The organism is Lolliginicoccus lacisalsi, assembly GCF_014841105.1.
Lineage (GTDB): Bacteria > Actinomycetota > Actinomycetes > Mycobacteriales > Mycobacteriaceae > Lolliginicoccus > Lolliginicoccus lacisalsi.
Window position 1 is genome coordinate 44,430 of sequence record NZ_JACYWE010000004.1, and the last position, 19,625, is coordinate 64,054.

Below are 19,625 nucleotides of genomic sequence, written 5' to 3' on the forward strand. Positions count from 1 at the left end.
TTAGCGGATGGCCGCGCTGTCGTCGCGCAATCCGATGCCAAACCGCTCGCAGGGGCGCGTGTGGCGCGGGTCATAGGCATTTTCCTGCGGAAACGCCGGAGGTGCGGAAGTCGCGGTGATTCATCAGTAGGCTGTGTTCCTATGTGTGGGATTGTCGGGTATGTCGGTCACCGGCAGGCGCTGGACGTTGTCGTCGAGGCGCTTCGCCGGATGGAGTACCGCGGTTATGATTCGTCGGGCGTCGCTGTCCTGGATGGCAGCGGGGGGCTGGCGATCGAGAAGCGAGCGGGTCGGCTCGCGAACCTCGAGGCAGCGCTGGACGAGGACGGGCGGGATTCCTTCAAGGGAACCGCAGGCATGGGGCATACCCGTTGGGCAACGCATGGCCGCCCAACTGATCGCAATGCCCATCCCCATCGGGATGTGGAGCAGCGCATCGCCGTCGTCCACAACGGCATCATCGAGAACTTCGGGCCGCTGCGCGCCGAGCTCGAGGATGCTGGCGTGGACCTCCTCAGCGATACCGACACCGAGGTCACGGTGCACCTCGTCGCCCGCGCCTATGCCGAGGGCGACACCGCTGGTGATTTCGAGGCGAGCACGCTGAAGGTGCTGCGCCGACTCGAGGGCGCCTTCACGCTGCTGTTCACCCATGCTGATCATCCGGGCACGATCATCGCGGCCCGCCGTTCCACACCGCTGGTGGTGGGCGTGGGCAAGGACGAGATGTTCCTCGGCTCGGATGTCGCCGCGTTCATCGAGCACACGCGGGAGGCGATCGAGCTCGGGCAGGACAATGTCGTCATCATCACCGCGGACGACTACCGCATCCTTGACTTCGATGGCGAGACCGTGGAGGGGCGCCCGTTCCACATCGACTGGGATCTCGCGGCAGCGGAGAAGGGCGGGCATGACTTCTTCATGCTCAAGGAGATCGAGGAGCAGCCGCTCGCGGTCGCCGACACACTGCGCGGTCACTTCACCAACGGCCGAATCGTGCTCGATGAGCAGCGCCTGACGGATCAGGATCTCCGTGATATCGACAAGGTCTTCGTAGTGGCCTGCGGTTCCGCCTACCACTCGGGCCTGGTCGCGAAGTACGCCATCGAGCATTGGGCGCGCCTGCCCGTCGAGGTGGAGCTCGCGAGCGAGTTCCGCTACCGGGATCCGGTGCTTGATCGCTCGACGCTGGTCGTGGCGATCTCGCAGTCCGGCGAGACCGCGGACACGCTCGAAGCGGTGCGGCACGCGCGGGAGCAGAAGGCACGGGTGCTTGCGGTCTGCAATACCAATGGCTCGCAGATTCCGCGGGAATCCGACGCCGTCCTCTACACCCGGGCCGGGCCAGAGATCGGTGTGGCGTCAACGAAGGCCTTCCTCGCGCAGGTCGCGGCCAACTACCTGGTTGGCCTCGCTCTCGCGCAGGCGCGCGGCACCAAGTACCCCGATGAGGTGGCGCGCGAGTTCGCCGAGCTCGCGGCGATGCCGGATCTGATCGAGAAGCTGATCGGCCGCGCCGAGGCGGTGCGCGACCTCGCCCGTGACCTGGCCAGCAAGTCCACGATCCTGTTCCTCGGCCGCCACGTGGGCTACCCGGTGGCGCTCGAGGGCGCCCTGAAGCTCAAGGAGCTGGCGTACATCCATGCCGAGGGCTTCGCGGCCGGCGAGCTCAAGCACGGGCCCATCGCGCTGATCGAGGACGAGCTGCCCGTGATCGTGGTGATGCCGTCGCCGAAGGGCCGAGCGGTACTGCACTCGAAGATGCTGTCGAACATCCGTGAGATCCAGGCCCGCGGCGCGCGGACCATTGTCATCGCGGAGGAGGGCGACGAGACGGTGAAGCCGTTCGCGGATCACCTCATCGAGATCCCCGCCTCCCCGACGTTGCTGCAGCCGCTGCTGTCGACGATCCCGCTGCAGATCTTCGCCGCGCAGGTGGCGCAGACGCGTGGCTACGACGTGGACAAGCCCCGCAACCTCGCCAAGTCCGTCACTGTCGAGTAGCTGCTCGTGCCGCTCGGTTACTACACGGTCGCCGAGATCCGCGTCGCGGAGTCGGCATTGTTCGCGCGCGTCGCGGACGGGGTCCCCATGCGGCGTGCCGCGTGGGGGCTCGCTGCGGTAGTGGCGCGTGAACTTCGTGCGCGTACCGGTGCGATCACGGGCCGCCGGGTTGGCCTGCTCGTGGGCAGTGGCGACAATGGCGGTGATGCCTTGTGGGCGGGGGCTTTCCTGCGGAGGCGCGGCGTGGCCGTGGATGCGGTTCTGCTCTCGCCGGACCGCGCGCACCCGGCTGGTCTCGCGGCGCTGCGCGCGGCGGGTGGCCGGATCGTGCCGAGGCTCGGGGAGCCCGATCTGGTGCTCGACGGCATCGTCGGCATCTCCGGGCACGGGCCCCTTCGCCCCGCCGCGGCCGAGCATGTGGCGGGAATCGGCGCGCCGATCATCGCGGTGGACCTGCCTAGCGGCGTGGACCCCGGCAGCGGTGCCGTGCAGGGACCTGCTGTGCGGGCAGCGCTGACCGTGACGTTCGGCGCGCGCAAGCCGGTCCATGCCCTCGCCGGGGAATCGTGCGGCGACATCGAGGTCGTCGACATCGGGCTGGAGCTGCTCTCTCCGTCGCTGGCCGAGCTCACCGATGCCGAGGTGGCCGCCCGCTGGCCAGTGCCCGGACCACGCGATCACAAGTACACCCTCGGCGTCACCGGGGTGGTTGCCGGATCAGCCCGCTACCGGGGCGCGGCCGTCCTCGCGGCCGGTGGCGCGATCAGCAGCAAGTCCGGCATGGTCCGTTGCTTCGGCGGGGCCGCGGGCGCCGTCGTGGAACGCTACCCGGAGGCCCTCGTCGCCGATGACCTGCCCGATCCCGGATCCGGGAGCTCCCCGCGCGTCGATGGCTGGGTGGCAGGCCCTGGGATGGGCACCAGCGAGCAGGCCCGGTCCTGGCTGGAGGCGGTGCTGCAGCGCGATGCGCCCACCGTTGTCGATGCCGATGGCCTCACGTTGCTCGCCGCCGATCCCAGCCTCCTTCGAGGCCGGCAAGCCCCGCTCGTGCTGACGCCCCATGACGGCGAGCTCGCTCGGCTCACCGGGGAGCCGGTGGGGGATGACCGCATCGCCGCGGCGGCCGGGGCATCACGGCGCTACGGGGCAACGGTCCTGCTGAAGGGGCATGCCACCATCATTGCCTCGCCAGGATCCGCGCCCATGGTGGTGCGCGCGCGCTCGTCCTGGGCAGCCACGCCCGGCACGGGAGACATCCTTGCGGGAATGACAGGCGCGCTGCTCTCGGCGGGGCTGCCAGCGCGCGAGGCCGCCGCGATGGCCGCTCACGCGCATGCGCGTGCTGCGCGCATCGCAGCAGGTGGCGGGCCTGCTGACGGTGGGCCGATCTCGGCGAGCCAGTTGCTCGCCGCGGTGCCGGCCGCGATCCGGGCCCTGCGCTCGACGCAGTGACGCACCCGCCAGCCGTCATGGCGCGGTGAGCGGCACGATACGCGGGAGCGGTGACCAGCACGGCGCGAAGTGGCAGGATCAGTGCCGTGAGCACTCCACAGTTCGAAGCTGCGGTCGACCTCGGCGCGATCGCGCACAATACCCAGATCCTGCGTGACTGCGCCGGCCCGGCCGATGTGATGGTCGTGGTCAAGGCGGACGGCTATGGGCACGGCGCGATACCGGTGGCGCGGGCCGCCCTCGCCGCGGGCGCCACCGAACTGGGAGTGGCTACGGTCACGGAGGCGGTCGCGCTGCGCGGGGCTGGGATCAGCGCTCCGATCCACTGCTGGCTGCATGCCCCGGATGCTGATTTCGCGCCAGCGCTGGCGCACGGCATCACCATCGGGGTGGCGTCGTCGCGGCATCTTGCCGCCGTGCTTGCCGCCGCGGATGCCGCGGGCACCCAGGCCAAGGTGGCGGTGAAGGTCGACTCGGGCCTCAACCGCAATGGAGTGTCCCCCGGCGAGTGGCCGGCGCTGCGTGACCTGCTGGCCAAGGCCGTGGTGGACGAGAGCGCGGCGGTGCAGTCGTTCTTCACGCACCTCGCGCACGCCGATGAGCCCGATCACCCCGTGATCGACACTCAGGCCGATCGGTTCCGCGCGACCGTGGCTGATGCCCGGGCGAGCGGCATCGATCCGGGCCGCCTGCACGTGGCCAACTCGGCCGCCACGATGACCAGGCCCGACTTGCGATTCGACATGGTGCGCCCGGGGATCGCCCTGTACGGGCTGGCGCCGGTGGCCGGCCGGGGCCATATGGGCCTGCGGCCCGCGATGACCGTCAAGGCGCGGATCGCGCTGGTCAAGGACGTCGCCGCGGGCGAGGGCGTGTCCTACGGCCATGTGTGGACCGCGCCGGGCGATACGACGGTGGCGTTGATCCCGGCTGGCTATGCCGACGGTATTCCCCGCAACCTGACGGGACGCTTCGAGGTCCTCGTGGGCGGGCGGCGTCGTCCCGCGGTGGGGCGGGTCTGCATGGACCAGTTCGTGGTCGATCTCGGGCATGGGGAGACGTCGGTCACCGAGGGCGATGAGGTGGTGCTGTTCGGCACGGGCGACGACGGCGCGCCGATCGCGCAGGACTGGGCCGATGCGCTCGGAACGATTCATTATGAAGTGGTGACTGGAATCAAGGGGCGGGTGGCGCGCACGTATCGCGATCCGGAAGGCGTGGGTACCGATGGCAGCGCCTGAGCGGCAGGAGATCTCGGTGGAGCGGCGTCCGCGCAGGCGGCAGCCCGCGGCATCGCGGAGGCGCGCGGCGGTGACGCCTCGGCCGGTTCGTGGCGGGGATGCTCCCGTGGCGGCCGCGAGCGCTCCCGCGGGCCCGGCGCGGCGCTCGCTCGATCAGGACTTCCGGCTGATGCAGACCGATCGTGCCAGTTTTGTCGTCACCGATGATCAGTTGCTGCTCAACGTGCGCGAGGTCGGCCCGGCCAATGCGCCGTTGACGGTGGTGTTCGCTCACGGCTTCTGCCTGCACATGGGTGCCTGGCATTTCCAGCGGGTGGATCTCGAGCGCACGTTTGGCACGCGGGTGCGCATGGTCTTCTACGATCAGCGCGGGCATGGGCAGTCGGGCATGCCGTCCTCGGAGTCCTCGACCATCCCGCAGCTCGGACGTGATCTCGCGGCAGTGCTTCGCTCCAAGGCGCCCGAGGGGCCTGTTGTCCTTGTTGGCCATTCGATGGGCGGCATGACCGTTCTCGCCTTCGCGCGGCAGTTCCCCGAGATCGTCCGCGAGCGCGTCGTCGGGGTGGGGCTCGTCGCGACAGCGGCGAGCGGACTCTCGGAGGCTGGTGTCGCGAGGATGCTTGACACTCCCGCGGTCAAGGCTGCCCAGCTCGCGGTCAAGGCCGCGCCAGCGATGATCCAGCAGAGCCGCGACGCCATCCGGCCCTTGCTGTCGCCGATCCTGAAGGTGACCTCGTATGGCGATCGGCGCGTTCCCCCAGAGGTGGCCCGGTTCTCCGAGCAGATGACCAATGAGACGAACCTGCTCACGATGGTCAACTTCCTCGTGGCCCTCGAGAAGCATGATGAGGCCCTCGCGCTGCCGATCCTCAAGCCCGTCCCGGCCGCGGTGGTCTGTGGCGATGGCGATATGGTGACGCCGTTCCGCAACTCGGTGGCGATCGCGGAGGCGCTGCCGCACGCCGAGCTGCTCCGTGTGCCGAAGGCGGGCCACATGGTGGAGATGGAGCGACCCCAGGTGGTCAGCGAGGCGCTGGAGCGCCTGATCCACCGGTCCCTCGAGCATGCCCGATCCGAAAGGTCCCTTGCCGGTGTATTCAGAGCAGTTGCCGACCGTTCAGGACACCGAGGCGTTTGGTCGGCGGTTGGCGGATGGGCTCGCCGCCGGTGATGTGGTGCTCGTGTCGGGCCCGCTCGGTGCGGGCAAGACCGCGCTGGCCAGGGGGATCGCCGCGGGGCTAGGCGTGCAGGGCACGGTGAGCTCGCCGACGTTCATCATCGCCCGCGAGCATCGGGCAGGCGCAAGCCGGCCCGGGGGCCTTGCGCCGGTCGCGCTGGTGCACGCGGACCTGTATCGGCTGGTGGGGGACGCTGAGCGCGCCCACGATGCGCACCTGGCGCTCGATGAGCTCGATGCCCTCGATCTTGACACTGAGCTCGAGGACGCGGTGCTCGTTGTCGAGTGGGGCGAGGGGCTCGTCGAGCGGCTCGTCGATCGCTATCTGTGGGTGCGGCTCGACCGCGACCGCGAGGACGAGACGAGGGTAGCTCGCTGGGAGTGGGTGGACGGAGCCTGAGCGGCGGGCGCCCGTCGCGGGATGGGCGGGTCGGCAATGCCCGGCTTGGTGGGTATCCTCGGTAATCGTGCTTGTTCTCGCCGTTGATACCTCCACGCCCGCTGTCACCGCGGGCGTGGTGCAGCTCGACCCGCAGCGATCAGAGCTGACCGAGCTGTCGCGCCGCGTGACGGTCAACGCGCGCGCGCATGCTGAGGTGCTCACTCCGAGCATCGTGGAATGCCTGGAGGCAGCGGGCCGCGCGCTCCCCGCTCTCGATGCCGTGGTGGTGGGGACCGGCCCCGGGCCCTTCACTGGCCTGCGGGTCGGCATGGTTACCGGTGCCGCACTGGCTGATGCCCTCGGCATTCCCGTGCATGGCGCGTGCAGCCTCGATGCCATCGAGGCGCAGTGCCGGAGGGACGCTGGCGCGGCCCGGCGCGACGGAGGGGACGGCGCGGCGCCGGCCGATGCCGGTGAGCTGCTGGTGGTCACCGATGCGCGGCGCCGCGAGATCTACTGGGCCCGCTACCGCGCGGGCGAGCGCATCGATGGTCCCGCCGTGAGCAAGCCTGCCGACGTGCAGCTCGGCGGCGCGACCCATGTCGCTGGATCGCCGTCGCACACCGTCTTGTTCGATGCCCCCGATCGCGGCGTCGCTAGCCCGACGCCGATCGGGCTGGTCGCTGCCGCCGCCTCCCTCCGCGCGGGGGCGGAGCCGGGACCGCTGGTCCCGCTGTACCTGCGCCGCCCGGACGCCACCGAGCCGAGCGCGATGAGGAACCCGCCGGGGACGTGGCGCTATGGTGCCTGAGCCCGCGACCGCGGCGGTTGATCTGCGGCCGCTTGCCACTGCCGATGCGCCCGCGTGCGCGCGGCTGGAGAAGCTGCTGTTCGCCTACGACAATCCCTGGCCGGCCTGGGCGTTCGCGCAGGAGCTCCGGGACCGGAACAACCACTATGTAGCGGCCGAGATCGACGGCGAGCTGGTGGGCTACGCGGGGATCGCGCTGCTCGGCGCGAGCCGGGATCCGGAGAACGAGGTCCACACCATCGGGGTAGCCCCCGAGCACCAGGGCAAGGGCATCGGCCGATTGCTCATCGCGGATCTCCTCGCTGTCGCGGACGTGCATGGCGGCCCGGTATTCCTCGATGTGCGCACGGACAATGCCGCGGCGCAGGGCCTGTACCGCAGCGTGGGCTTCGAGATCATCGGCCTGCGCAAGCGCTACTACCAGCCGAGCGGCGCCGATGCTTTCGTGATGAAGCGGGAAGGTGGGGGTCATGCCTGATTGGGGCGACCGGGACACGATCACGGTGCTGGGGCTCGAGAGCTCCTGCGACGAGACGGGAGTGGGCATCGCGTCGGTGGTGCCGCGGGGCGAGAACGCGGGCACGGTGACGTTGCTGGCCGATGAGGTCGCGTCGAGCGTGGACGAGCATGCGCGGTTCGGTGGCGTGGTGCCGGAGATCGCGTCGCGGGCGCACCTCGAGGCCGTGGTGCCGACGATGCGGCGGGCGCTGGCAGCCGCGGGCATCGAGCGTCCCGATGCGGTGGCCGTGACGATCGGGCCGGGCCTCGCGGGCGCGCTGCTCGTGGGTGCCGCTGCGGCGAAGGCGTACGCGGCAGCCTGGAACGTGCCGTTCTATGCGATCAACCACCTGGGCGGGCATGTCGCGGTCGATGCGCTGGAGCATGGCCCGCTGCCCTCGTGCGTGGCGCTGCTCGTCTCGGGCGGGCATACGAGCCTGCTGCAAGTGCAGTCGCTGGCCGAGCCGATGGTCGAGCTGGGCTCGACCGTTGATGATGCGGCGGGGGAGGCGTACGACAAGGTCGCGCGCCTGCTTGGGCTCGGATACCCGGGCGGTCCCGTCGTCGATGAGCTCGCGCGCGGTGGCGATCCGCGGGCGATCGCCTTCCCCCGGGGGATGACCGGGCCGCGGGATGCGCGGCACGGGTTCTCGTTCTCGGGCCTGAAGACCGCGGTGGCCCGGCATCTCGAGTCGGCGCACCGGCGTGGCGAGCAGATCGATCGGGCGGATGTAGCGGCGTCCTTCCAGGAGGCGGTGGCGGACGTGCTGTCGATGAAGCTGGTGCGAGCGGCGCGCGACGCCGGTGTTGGCACGGTGGTCATCAGTGGGGGAGTGGCGGCGAACTCCCGCTTGCGCGCGCTCGCCGAGGAGCGGTGCGCGGCGGCGGGCCTGGAGCTCCGGGTGCCGCGGCCGCGATTGTGTACCGACAACGGTGCGATGATCGCGTCGCTAGGAGCTCACCTGATCGCGGCGGGAGCCCGGCCTTCGAGCTTGCTGGTGGCCACCGATCCGGCGCTTTCGGTGCAGGTGAGCCAGGTGTCCGGACCTGTTCCCGGGCTATCGGTGCCGGTCTAGCAGGTGGCGTTCGCTGCAAGCTAACGACATTCCCAGCCGCCCGCTTGAGTGCTAGCACTCTCCTGTATAGAGTGCTAGGTGACGCAGAATTGGTCCCGGCACCCGCGACGACGGGGCTCGAAGACGTGTCGCGAATCGTAGATCGAACCGAGCTGCCCGCAACGGGCGGGCATCACACCCAATAACGTGGAGGGTTCAACGTGGCGAGCGTGAACATCAAGCCGCTCGAGGACAAGATCCTCGTCCAGACGAACGAGGCGGAGACCACTACTGCTTCCGGTCTGGTCATCCCAGATACCGCCAAGGAGAAGCCTCAGGAAGGCACCGTCATCGCAGTGGGCCCCGGCCGCTGGGACGATGCCGGCGCCAAGCGCATCCCGCTGGATGTGCAGGAAGGCGATGTCGTCATCTACAGCAAGTACGGTGGCACCGAGATCAAGTACGCCGGCGAGGAGTACCTCATCCTCTCGGCCCGCGACATCCTCGCTGTCGTGTCCAAGTGACGCGTCCCCTGTAGATGTGACCCCCTTGTGCGAGCCCCGGAGGCGAGGCCAGTCAGGCCCTGGCCACCGGGGTTTCGCATTTTCCCAAGAGCTGGCAAGCGCGGGCATCGTGCCGACGCGCAGCCGGCCAGTTGAGGAGCATTGAGACCAACTATGTCCAAGCAGATCAAGTTCCATGATGACGCTCGTCGCGCGCTCGAGCGCGGCGTCGATGCGCTCGCTGACGCCGTCAAGGTCACCCTCGGGCCGCGCGGCCGCAATGTCGTTCTCGCCAAGGCCTTCGGCGGCCCGGTGGTCACCAACGACGGTGTGACCATCGCCAAGGAGATCGACCTCGAGGATCCCTTCGAGAACCTCGGCGCCCAGCTCGTCAAGGCCGTCGCGATCAAGACCAACGATGTCGCCGGCGACGGGACCACCACCGCGACCGTTCTCGCGCAGGCCATCATCAGCGCCGGCATCCGCAACGTCGCTGCCGGCGCCGGGCCCATGGCCCTTGGCAAGGGCATCGCGAAGGCCGCGGAGGCCGTCGCCGAGCACCTCGTCAAGGTCGCGACCCCGGTCGAGGGCGAGTCCGCCATCGCGCAGGTCGCCACCGTCTCGTCGCGCGACGAGGAGATCGGCGATCTCGTGGCGCGCGCGATGACCCGGGTTGGCGTGGATGGCGTCGTCACCGTCGAGGAGTCCTCCTCGCTGCTCACCGACCTCCACGTCACCGAGGGCGTGCAGTTCGACAAGGGCTACCTGTCGCCTTACTTCCTCACCGATGTCGAGGCGCAGGAAGCCGTGCTCGAAGACGTTCAGATCCTGCTTAGCCGGGAGAAGATCAGCTCGCTGCCCGACTTCCTCCCGCTGCTCGAGAAGATCGCGGAATCCGGCAAGCCGGTCCTGATCATCGCGGAGGATGTCGATGGCGAGCCGCTGTCGACCCTCGTGGTCAACTCGGTGCGCAAGACGCTGAAGGCTGTGGCGGTCAAGGCGCCGTTCTTCGGTGATCGCCGCAAGGCATTCCTCGACGATCTCGCGATCGTCACCGGCGCGCAGGTCATCAACCCCGAGGTAGGCCTCACGCTCAAGGATGCCGGTCTCGACGTCCTTGGCCGCGCCCGCCGCGTGGTGGTGACCAAGGACAACACCACCATCGTTGATGGCGCGGGCTCCGACGAGGCTATCGCCGATCGCGCGGTGCAGCTCCGCCGCGAGATCGAGCAGGCGGATTCCGACTGGGACCGCGAGAAGCTCGAGGAGCGTCTCGCCAAGCTTGCCGGAGGCATCGCTGTCATCCGCGTGGGCGCGGCGACCGAGACCGAGCTGCGCGAGCGCAAGCATCGCGTCGACGATGCTGTCCATGCCGCGAAGGCTGCCGTCGAGGAAGGCATCGTGCCTGGCGGCGGCAGTGCCCTCGTCCAGGCGCGCGTGGCCCTCGCCAATGACCTCGGGCTCGTGGGCGACGAGGCAACCGGTGTGCGGGTCGTCCGCGAGGCGCTCAGTGCCCCGCTGTACTGGATCGCTCGCAACGCGGGCCTCGATGGTGCTGTCGTCAGCGCGAAGGTCGAGGAGCTCGGGGTCGGCGAGGGCTTCAACGCCGCCACCCTGACCTACGGCAATCTCGTCGAGCAGGGTGTCATCGATCCGGTCAAGGTCACCCGCAGCGCGGTCATCAACGCGGCATCCGTCTCGCGGATGGTCCTCACCACCGAGAGCGCCGTGGTGGACAAGCCGGAGGAGACCGAGGACGATCACGGGCACGGCCACGCCCACTGATCGGCTCCACAGCACGTAATGGGTGCCAGCACCATGCGAGGTGCTGGCACCCTTTACGTTGCAGCGGTGCGTTCTAGGCGATGTCGCGGGATTGCTTCATCCTGAGGTGATGGAGGCGCTCGGACTCTGACATGCCGCCCCAGATCCCGTAGGGCTCGCCGACGGTCAGGGCGTGCTCCCGGCACTGCGCGAGCACGGGGCACCGGTAGCACAGCGCCTTGGCCCGGAGCTCGCGCTCGTGGCGCGCTCGCCCGCGCTCCCCATCGGGGTGGAAGAAGACCGACGAGTCCACCCCGCGGCAGAGGCCGTGCCGCTGCCAATCCCAATGATCAATGATCGGCCCTGGGAGCTGGTGGGGCTGCGGCATATCTTCTCCTTTGTCCTGCATGTCCGAATTAAGATCGGAAAGAAATCCCCTATGGAGCAACGAGAACAATTTGGGGTCGATCAAGCATCACCTTATGTGCTGGAAAGAAAAGCCGTCAACCCTCTGGGTCGCGCCACGTGGCCGAGGCTGGTACCGCGGGCTGGCGAACCGTGGTCGCCGTGCAAGGGGTGGTCCGGCGACAGTCCGGTAGTGGCGTATAATCCCAGTTCAAACGTGTTCCGCATGATTCGTTCCCCATCGTCTCGACGGATGGCTGCGCGGCCTCGTGCCCGCGTGATGAAAAATTTTTGACCAAAATCACACGGCCCAGCGAGTATTCAACCATGGCAATAGTTTCATCTAGTTTAAAATTTGTTAACCGGAGCGTGAACGGAAGGCCGGGGCGTGGCCTGGAGGCGCATTCGGGACCAGTGGGAAGGAGCGAGGCATGCAGCCATGCGAGCGCGCGGGCGGCGGAGGCCTCGAGGAGTGGACGCGGGCAGTGAGCCTCGGTGCCAGTGGTTCCTACGCGGCTGCCTGGAGCCTGCTCGAGGACATCGAGCGCGCTTCCGCTTCAGCCGGGGAGGGAGCGCTGCGATCGCTCGCGCTGAGCACCGCGGCATCGCTCGACCGCCAGCTCGGTCACTACCGGCGCGCAGCGGTGCGCGATGGCGCCGCCGTGCAAGTGGCGCTGATCGCGGGCGGTGAGACGGTCCGCCCAGGGCTTGCTGACGAGGCGTGGTGCGATGCGATGACCGGGCTCGCGGCCGACATGCTCGGTTCCTTCCGGATCGGCGCGGCCGATGCCCTGCTCGGTCGCGTGCAGCAGCGGCTGGGCGCGGCCCCGGCCGGCACGATGTGGCGGCAGCGCGTGCGGCTCTCCTGGGTGCGGGCCGAGCGGGCACTGTTCACCGGGGCAGGAGCATCCATGATCGCCGTGGCGCGGGGCGCGGTGAGCGCCTCGGTGAAGGCAGGATCGGAGCGGCATCGGATCAAGTCGGAGCTCATCCTGGCTGCCACGCTTGGTGCCGACGGGCACATTGGCGACTCGTTCGATATCGGCGCGCGATGCCATCGCGATGCCACGAGCGCTGGCCTGATGCCGCTTGCCTGGGCATCGGCGATGCTGTTGTCAAGCGATCCGTCCCCCGAGCAGTCACGATGGTGGCAGGAGCGGGCCAATGCGGCCAGGCAGGCCATCGAGCGGAGAGGCGGGAGGTTCGCATGAGCGGGCTGCAGTTGGCTCACCGGGAGCCCGGAGTCAGTGGCTGCCGGTATTGTCGTATGGATACCAATCACACGCTGGCAACCCAAGGGCGCGACCTCGACGTATGACTGAAGCACACAAGCTGGCCCCCGGTGGGGACACACCTGGAGATGGTGCGCGCGACCCTCGGGACCCGCGTGTAACACCTGCTCCTCATCATGCGATGAAACTGACAGATGAGGAGCTCACGCTTGCCGTCGCTGCAGCCAGCAAAGGCGACAGGAGGGCTCTCTCGACTGTTTTGGAGTCGATCCGCCCCCCGTTGTTCCGCTATTGCCGGGCTCGGATCGGTTTGGGAGAGCGCGGGAACGTTTCCGCCGACGATGTGGCTCAGGAGGTGTGCATGGCCGTCATGACAGCCCTGCCCCGGTATCGGGACCAGGGGCGCCCGTTCATGTCGTTCGTCTATGGCATCGCCGCCCACAAGGTCGCGGACGCGCACCGCGGTACAGCGCGGAATCGGCAGGACCCGACAGCCGATATGCCAGATTTCGCCTCGTCCGAACAGGGGCCCGAGGACCACGCGTTGCTCGGTGAATCCTCCCGACGGGTGCAGGAGCTCCTGGACTCTCTCTCGCCGGAGCAGCGGGAAATACTCATCCTCCGCGTCATCGAGGGGGTCTCGGCCGCCGAGGCCGCGGAGATCGTTGGCAGTACCGCTGGTGCCGTGCGCGTGGCACAGCACCGGGCTCTGGCAAAGCTGAAGAAATCAATGGGGAGAGTAGGTGAAATCGATGGCTAGGCGCAATGACGACGGCGAGACCGGCGACCGCGTCGGCCGCGATCCAGGGGACCTGTCGCAGGGGGTTGGCCAGGGCGAGGATGCCTCGATTCCTGACATCGGGGAATTGCTCGCGGACGACGCGTTCCTCGACGCGCTCGCGCAAGGCACCGAGCAGGATGCTGCGTCCGAGGACGCCGCCATGCTCGCGAGCCTTCTCGGGGACTGGCGGAACGACATCATGTCGGCACCACTTCCGCCCGCCCCGTCGCTCGATGAGGTGGAGGCCGCGATCCAGCACGCCTCCGCTCCCGTAGCCGTGGCCCCGCTCGCGGGCCGGCAGAGCGGCCATGATCGGCGCAGCAGGTGGCTATCGAGCGTCGCTGGTGTCGCTGCGGCCGCAGCGGTGGTCCTCGGTGGGCTTGCCGTGGTGTCGCAGGACGCGCAGCCCGGAGATCCGCTCTGGGGCTTCCGCGAGCAAATCCACGGCTCGAACGAGACGACGGTAATGGTCGCGGGCTTGTGGGATGAGCTCGAGCAGGCCGAGAGCGCGCTCGAATCGGGGGACGTGGCACAGGTGCAACGCATCCTCAGCGAGGTGGCGCCCCGGATCAGTCAGCTCCAAGGGTCCGACCAGGACACGCTGAACAGCAAGTTCCAGCAGCTGAGCGAGGATCTCCAGCAGAACTCGGGCGATCGTGGCCAGGTGCTCGATATGCCTCGCCCCGAGGTTCCCGTTGTCACCTCGGACGAGGTGACGCGAGCGCCCATAGAGGATTTGCTGCCCACTAACGTCGTGATCCCAGGCCTGCCTACTGACCTGCCGACACAGCTCCCCACTGGGTTGCCAGTGCCGGATTTCACGATTGACCCGGAGGTCCTCTCGTCCTTCCCGTGGTTCCCGGGCACGAACGACCCGGTGGCGACCGGTGCGAGCCAGCCGCCGGCGACGACGACCGGGCAGAACGGCACGAGCACTGCGCCGACAACCACCACCACGGGAGCTGCTCCAACGACCACCGGGTCGTCCACCACGACCACGGGCGCGAGCCCGACCACCAGTAGCGCGCGCCCGACCTCTCCCCGGGCGTCCGCTACCACCGCTTCGGCACCGGTCACCGATGACGTCAAGGAAGAGCTCGCCGACGTCACGAACCCGACCAGCGACGCGGCGACCGAGATGCCAGGGGAGGCGACCGAGGTGCCCCGGCCGCCGATCACGATCCCCGGCTTCCCCGGTTCCTAGCTGATCAGCAATAGCCAGGCCCCTGCTCGGGTTCATCCGGGCAGGGGCCTGGCTATTGTGCTGGTGGAAGAAGGACCGCCATCGTGTGCGCGGCGCATCCAGCAAGTCCCACGGGACCAAAATGGACAGCGGGCCGCGCGCTCCGGGCAGCCTGCTGGGGTCACATGTCGCTGCCGCCCTGGATCCAGGAACGGTAGATGCCGCGATGCTGCGGCGAAACGTCGCTCATCACGCCATCGGCATAGCCGCGGCAGTAGTCCCACGTGACGTAGGCATCGGGATTTGGATCGAAGGCAGGCTCATGAGGGCGGACGGTTCCGTCCTCGAGCAGCTGCAGCAGGTTCGCGCGCAGCATGTCCCAGTCATGGAAGTGATCGCGCTGGCAGTCCTCGCACAGCACCACGAGCCCGCGGATTCCCCGATGCGCTAGCAATGCCTCGTACACGGCGAGGTCCTGCAGGTCTTCCTCGATGGCCATGCGTTCGTGCGGGTCGAGTGGCTGCCCCGGCTCGAGCGAGTCGAGGGCCGAAGCAGGGTCTTGCGGATCGTCGGCGAACGGATCCGGCGGTAAACCAGGTGGTAGATGATCGCGCACGAGTCCTACCGTACTGAGTGTGGGGTGCTCTTCGCCACCGGTTCGCCCGCCAAACCACGATTTTGGGTGCAAAAACTTGACGATCCCCGGTCCGGAGCATGCCGCGGAAGGGCTCCCGGTCATTGAGGGGTTGATCACCGGGCTGGGCTGTGTGCGCTGGGATGCCCAGCCCGGCAATCGCCATCCTGCCAGGCATCCCATGGGCCGGGGCCGTGCATGCGCTGGGAATACGCTGTGGATTCCCTGAGTTGACCTGATGCGTAGCCGTCGCCCTGGCGGCACCCTCATGGCCGCGGGGCTGGACCTGGTTAGCTTCCAGGCCGCGTATTGCCTACGCTGTGAGGATTCGGTGGGGAACCAGCAAATTAGGAAGGGCGCTCGGCATGACCAGCTCTGCACCACGTGCTTTCACGGGCGGGGATGATCCCGGCAAGATCGCGATGCTAGGGCTCACGTATGACGATGTGCTGCTGCTGCCCGCGGCGTCGGACGTCATCCCCAGCCAGGTCGATACCTCGAGCCAGCTGACCAAGCGGATCCGGTTGAACGTGCCGCTCGTCAGCTCGGCGATGGATACCGTGACCGAGGCCCGCATGGCCATCGCCATGGCCCGCGCGGGAGGGATGGGCGTGCTGCATCGCAACCTCTCCGCCGAGGCCCAGGCCGCCCAGGTCGAGACGGTGAAGCGATCCGAGGCAGGGATGGTGACCGATCCGGTTACCTGTGGCCCCGATGACACGCTTGCAGAGGTCGACGCCAAGTGCGCGCGGTTCCGTATCTCGGGGTTGCCGGTGGTCGACGCCAACGGCATGCTGCTGGGCATCGTGACGAATCGCGATATGCGGTTCGAGGTCGACATGTCGCAGCGGGCGGCCGATGTCATGACCCGGATGCCCCTGGTCACCGCGCGCGAAGGCGTCACCGCGGAGGCCGCGCTCGGGCTGCTGCGCCGCCACAAGGTGGAGAAGCTGCCGATCGTCGACGGGCAGGGCAAGCTGCGCGGGCTGATCACCGTGAAGGACTTCGTCAAGACGGAGCAGTACCCCTATGCCACCAAGGACACTGATGGCCGCTTGCTCGTCGGTGCCGCGGTGGGCGTGGGCGATGACTCCTGGTCACGATCGATGCAGCTCGTCGATGCCGGGGTGGATGTGCTCGTCGTCGATACCGCGCACGCGCACAACCAGCGCGTGCTCGACATGGTCTCGCGCTTGAAGAAGGAAGTGGGCGAGAACGTTGACGTCATCGGCGGCAACGTCGCCACTCGCGAGGCTGCCCAGGCCCTGGTGGATGCGGGCGCGGACGCGGTGAAGGTTGGTGTTGGCCCCGGCTCGATCTGCACGACCCGCGTGGTGGCAGGCGTCGGCGCGCCCCAGGTCACCGCGATCCTCGAAGCCGTATCGGTGTGCCGCCCGGCCGGTATCCCCGTGATCGCCGATGGCGGTCTCCAGTACTCCGGTGATATCGCGAAGGCGCTCGCGGCCGGCGCCTCGACCGCGATGCTGGGCTCGTTGCTAGCTGGCACGGCAGAATCCCCGGGCGAGCTGATCTTCATCAACGGCAAGCAGTTCAAGAGCTACCGCGGCATGGGCTCGCTCTCCGCCATGCAGGGCCGTGGCCAGTCCGGGGAGGCCCGCAGCTTCTCGAAGGACCGCTACTTCCAGGACGATGTGCTCTCCGAGGACAAGCTCGTCCCCGAGGGCATCGAGGGGCGCGTTCCCTACCGCGGGCCGCTCGGGACGGTCATCCATCAGCTCGTGGGTGGATTGCGCGCCGCGATGGGCTACACCGGATCGGGCACGATCGAGCACCTGCAGGATGCGCGATTCGTGCAGATCACTGCGGCGGGCCTGAAGGAAAGCCACCCGCATGACATCACCATGACCGTCGAGGCGCCGAACTACACTGCTCGCTAGTGCCTACTCCGGGCCGTTACACCCCTGCAGCGGCCCGGTCATGGGGGCGCAGCGCGCCCATTATTGCGGGCAACGAGCAGGGACACAGCAGAGAAGGGAACGCGGGTGCAGGACCACGTAGAGATCGGCATGGGGCGTTCCGCGCGACGTACCTACGAGCTCGCGGACATCAATATTGTTCCTTCCCGCCGGACCCGGTCCGCCAAGGAGGTGTCCACGGCATGGCAGCTCGATGCCTACAAGTTCGAGATGCCTGTCCTGGCGCACCCGACGGATGCTGTGGTCTCCCCCAGCATGGCCATCGAGCTGGGCAAGCGCGGCGGGCTCGGTGTGCTCAACGCCGAAGGGCTCTGGGGCCGCCACGCGGACGTCGATGCGCGCCTGGCGGAGGTTGTCGGCCTCGCTGACGATGAGGTCCATCCGACCGAGGCGATCCGCAGGCTCCAGGAGCTGCACGCGGCGCCCATCAAGACGGGCTTGCTCGGCGCAGCGGTCGCGCAGGTCCGCGATGCCGGGGTCACCACGGCGGTCCGGGTGAGCCCGCAGAACGCCCGGTGGCTCACCCCCGTGCTGCTCGAGGCCGGGATCGACCTGCTCGTCATCCAGGGCACCATCATCTCGGCCGAGCATGTGTCCACCAATGAGCCGCTGAACCTGAAGCGGTTCATCGCGGAGCTCGACATCCCGGTGGTTGCTGGCGGTGTCAGTGATCACCGCACTGCCCTGCACCTGATGCGCACTGGCGCTGCTGGCGTCATCGTGGGCTACGGCGCGTCGGCGGCCACCACGACGCGCGAGGTCCTCGGTATCGGCGTGCCGATGGCCACCGCGATCGCGGATGCCGCCGCTGCCCGGCGCGAGTACCTCGACGAGACCGGCGGCCGCTACGTGCATGTCATCGCTGACGGTGACCTGCATTCCTCCAGCGATGTCGCCAAAGCCATCGCCTGCGGCGCGGACGCGGTCTCGCTGGGATCGCTGCTCGCGGCGGCGCGGGAGGCGCCCGGCATGGGGTGGTACTGGCCGTCCGTCGCGGCCCATCCCTCGATGCCGCGCGGGACCATCGCCCGGTTCTACGACAAGAACGAGCAAGCGCCGCTCGACAATGTCCTCAACGGCCCCTCGCACGATCCGTTCGGGTCCACCAACATCGTGGGTGGATTGCGCCGGGCCATGGCCAAGGCCGGGTACTCGGACCTGAAGGAGTTCCAGAAGGTCGGGCTGTCGGTCCGGGGCTGATCCCGCGACAGGCCCCCGGGGTGAACGACGAGCTGGCAGACCGGGCCCGGGTTTCCTGGGTCCGGGACGATGAGAGGGGCGCGGAGTACCCTAGGCCGTGGAGAGCTTTTCGACGACCCTTCAGGGGGAGATCCTTGATCGCGAGAAACACCAGCAGCGCGCAGCGCGGAATCTCGGTCGACATTTCGATCCGTGCCGATATTCACTACCTCCCCGTCTTCCGCGAGGTGGTCAAGTCCGTGGCGCAGGCGTCGGGATTCGATGCGGACGGCATCGACGACGTGCAGCTCGCGGTGGATGAGGTGGCGGCCACCCTCATCGAGATCACTGCCGATGGCTCAGAGGTCAGTTGCTCCCTCGAGGACAATGGCGGAGAGCTCTGCGTCACCATGACCTCGGAGTGCGCTGCCGCGCCGCTGCCCAGGAGCAACAGCTTCCGCTGGCATGTGGTGCGCACTCTTGCCGACGACCTTGATTGGCACCAGGATGCGGTCTCTGAGAAACATTCGCTTCGCAATGAGAAGTGCCCCACCACGACGGTACAGATTGTGAAGCGAAAGGCCTTGCCGACCTGTGAGTGATCCTGACTACTCGGATATCCCGCGGCGTATCGCCCGGTTGCGGGAGCTCAACGATTGCGAGGACGCGGCGATCACGCTCCGTGAGGAGATCATCGCTCACTGCGTGCCTCTCGCCGAGCACATCTCCTGGCGCTTCGCGCACCGGGGCGAGCCCATCGATGATCTCCAGCAGGTGGCCCTCGTCGGGCTGATCCACTCGATCGATCGCTTCGACCCCTCCGTGGGCGGTGATTTCCTCGCCTTCGCCGTGCCCACCATCATGGGGGAGGTCCGGCGGCATTTCCGTGACACCCGGTGGGCCGTGCGGGTGCCCCGGCGGCTCCAGGAAACCCATCTCGCCATCGGCTCGGCCAGCGCGGAACTCGCTCAGGACCTTGGCCGCGAGCCCACTCCGGCCGAGATCGCGGCGGAACTCGATGTCACCGTCGCGCAGGTCGAGCAGGGCCAGATGGCGGGCAGGGCCTTCGTCGCGCAGTCCGCCGATGCTGGACAGGGCCACGGCGAGGATGACCGGTCAGTCCTTGACACCCTGGGCTCGGTCGATGCTGCGCTCGAGCAGCTCGAGGATCATGAGGCCCTGCAGGAGGCGCTCGACCAGCTTCCCTCTCGGGAGCGCAGCATCATCATCATGCGCTTCTTCGGCAACAAGACCCAGGCGCAGATCGCCGAGCAGCTCGGTATCTCGCAGATGCATGTGTCCCGGCTGCTCGCGCGCACCCTGGCCCAGTTGCGGGCACGAATGGTCGGCGAGTAGCTCGAGTCCACCGGTGCGCCGCCCTGCCCGC

The 19,625-nt window shown here is 68.3% G+C and carries 19 protein-coding genes; 17 read left to right on the forward strand and 2 right to left on the reverse strand.

Annotated features, from left to right (window positions below):
• Positions 1 to 141: 141 nt before the first annotated feature.
• The 10 genes from glmS (at position 142) to groL (ending at position 10,908) form a co-directional block, all read left to right on the forward strand.
• A complete protein-coding gene (gene glmS / locus HT102_RS08020) occupies positions 142 to 2,004 on the forward strand; it encodes a glutamine--fructose-6-phosphate transaminase (isomerizing) (protein WP_192038907.1) in 1,863 nt (620 codons plus the stop codon).
• Between the two features lie 6 nt (positions 2,005 to 2,010).
• Positions 2,011 to 3,456, forward strand: a complete 1,446-nt coding sequence (locus HT102_RS08025; RefSeq protein ID WP_333473343.1) for an NAD(P)H-hydrate dehydratase — start codon at positions 2,011 to 2,013, stop codon at positions 3,454 to 3,456.
• Positions 3,457 to 3,506: 50 nt separating this feature from the next.
• Positions 3,507 to 4,697, forward strand: coding sequence for an alanine racemase (gene alr, locus HT102_RS08030; protein WP_192038908.1), 1,191 nt, complete (start codon positions 3,507 to 3,509; stop codon positions 4,695 to 4,697).
• A complete protein-coding gene (locus tag HT102_RS08035; protein ID WP_225443410.1) occupies positions 4,684 to 5,868 on the forward strand; it encodes an alpha/beta fold hydrolase in 1,185 nt (394 codons plus the stop codon). Before alr ends, HT102_RS08035 begins: the two co-directional genes overlap by 14 nt.
• Complete coding sequence (gene tsaE, locus HT102_RS08040; protein ID WP_192038909.1) at positions 5,762 to 6,274, forward strand: tRNA (adenosine(37)-N6)-threonylcarbamoyltransferase complex ATPase subunit type 1 TsaE; 513 nt, start codon at positions 5,762 to 5,764, stop codon at positions 6,272 to 6,274. The genes HT102_RS08035 and tsaE overlap by 107 nt, the downstream gene beginning before the upstream one ends.
• 67 nt (positions 6,275 to 6,341) lie before the next feature.
• Positions 6,342 to 7,067 carry a tRNA (adenosine(37)-N6)-threonylcarbamoyltransferase complex dimerization subunit type 1 TsaB gene (gene tsaB, locus HT102_RS08045; protein WP_192038910.1) on the forward strand — a complete coding sequence of 242 codons (726 nt, stop codon included), beginning with the start codon at positions 6,342 to 6,344 and terminating at the stop codon, positions 7,065 to 7,067.
• On the forward strand, positions 7,057 to 7,545 hold the full coding sequence (gene rimI, locus HT102_RS08050) for a ribosomal protein S18-alanine N-acetyltransferase (protein WP_192038911.1): 489 nt from the start codon (positions 7,057 to 7,059) through the stop codon (positions 7,543 to 7,545). Before tsaB ends, rimI begins: the two co-directional genes overlap by 11 nt.
• A gap of 19 nt (positions 7,546 to 7,564) precedes the next feature.
• Positions 7,565 to 8,641: a tRNA (adenosine(37)-N6)-threonylcarbamoyltransferase complex transferase subunit TsaD gene (gene tsaD / locus HT102_RS08055; RefSeq protein WP_192039117.1), complete on the forward strand. Its 1,077-nt coding sequence runs from the start codon at positions 7,565 to 7,567 to the stop codon at positions 8,639 to 8,641.
• Between the two features lie 200 nt (positions 8,642 to 8,841).
• Positions 8,842 to 9,144 carry a co-chaperone GroES gene (groES, locus tag HT102_RS08060; RefSeq protein WP_149360598.1) on the forward strand — a complete coding sequence of 101 codons (303 nt, stop codon included), beginning with the start codon at positions 8,842 to 8,844 and terminating at the stop codon, positions 9,142 to 9,144.
• A gap of 153 nt (positions 9,145 to 9,297) precedes the next feature.
• The gene (groL, locus tag HT102_RS08065; RefSeq protein WP_192038912.1) at positions 9,298 to 10,908 is read left to right on the forward strand and encodes a chaperonin GroEL; all 1,611 of its coding nucleotides are present in this window, start codon (positions 9,298 to 9,300) and stop codon (positions 10,906 to 10,908) included.
• Between the two features lie 73 nt (positions 10,909 to 10,981).
• Here groL and HT102_RS08070 read toward each other — a convergent pair whose 3' ends face one another.
• On the reverse strand, positions 10,982 to 11,275 hold the full coding sequence (locus tag HT102_RS08070; protein WP_192038913.1) for a WhiB family transcriptional regulator: 294 nt from the start codon (positions 11,273 to 11,275) through the stop codon (positions 10,982 to 10,984).
• A 448-nt stretch (positions 11,276 to 11,723) separates the two neighbouring features.
• On the opposite strand from HT102_RS08070, the gene HT102_RS08075 reads away from it, so the two are divergent.
• The 3 genes from HT102_RS08075 to HT102_RS08085 all read left to right on the forward strand — a co-directional run bounded on the left by HT102_RS08075 (position 11,724) and on the right by HT102_RS08085 (position 14,509).
• A complete protein-coding gene (locus tag HT102_RS08075; protein WP_192038914.1) occupies positions 11,724 to 12,503 on the forward strand; it encodes a hypothetical protein in 780 nt (259 codons plus the stop codon).
• A 202-nt stretch (positions 12,504 to 12,705) separates the two neighbouring features.
• Positions 12,706 to 13,284, forward strand: a complete 579-nt coding sequence (locus HT102_RS08080; protein WP_192038915.1) for a sigma-70 family RNA polymerase sigma factor — start codon at positions 12,706 to 12,708, stop codon at positions 13,282 to 13,284.
• Positions 13,277 to 14,509 carry an anti-sigma-D factor RsdA gene (locus HT102_RS08085; RefSeq protein ID WP_192038916.1) on the forward strand — a complete coding sequence of 411 codons (1,233 nt, stop codon included), beginning with the start codon at positions 13,277 to 13,279 and terminating at the stop codon, positions 14,507 to 14,509. The genes HT102_RS08080 and HT102_RS08085 overlap by 8 nt, the downstream gene beginning before the upstream one ends.
• 160 nt (positions 14,510 to 14,669) lie before the next feature.
• On the opposite strand, the gene HT102_RS08090 is transcribed toward HT102_RS08085, so the two are convergent.
• Positions 14,670 to 15,104: a DUF5319 domain-containing protein gene (locus HT102_RS08090; protein WP_192038917.1), complete on the reverse strand. Its 435-nt coding sequence runs from the start codon at positions 15,102 to 15,104 to the stop codon at positions 14,670 to 14,672.
• A 383-nt stretch (positions 15,105 to 15,487) separates the two neighbouring features.
• Between HT102_RS08090 and guaB the strand changes: the two genes are divergently transcribed.
• From guaB to HT102_RS08110, 4 genes are all read left to right on the forward strand, one after another.
• Positions 15,488 to 17,020 (forward strand): IMP dehydrogenase, encoded by a 1,533-nt coding sequence (gene guaB, locus HT102_RS08095; RefSeq protein ID WP_192038918.1) that lies wholly within the window; start codon positions 15,488 to 15,490, stop codon positions 17,018 to 17,020.
• Positions 17,021 to 17,125: 105 nt separating this feature from the next.
• Entirely contained in the window at positions 17,126 to 18,259 is a 1,134-nt protein-coding gene (locus HT102_RS08100; protein ID WP_192038919.1) for a GuaB3 family IMP dehydrogenase-related protein, read from the forward strand.
• A 134-nt stretch (positions 18,260 to 18,393) separates the two neighbouring features.
• A complete protein-coding gene (locus HT102_RS08105) occupies positions 18,394 to 18,840 on the forward strand; it encodes an ATP-binding protein (RefSeq protein ID WP_192038920.1) in 447 nt (148 codons plus the stop codon).
• On the forward strand, positions 18,833 to 19,594 hold the full coding sequence (locus HT102_RS08110) for a SigB/SigF/SigG family RNA polymerase sigma factor (protein WP_192038921.1): 762 nt from the start codon (positions 18,833 to 18,835) through the stop codon (positions 19,592 to 19,594). Before HT102_RS08105 ends, HT102_RS08110 begins: the two co-directional genes overlap by 8 nt.
• Positions 19,595 to 19,625: the final 31 nt, after the last annotated feature.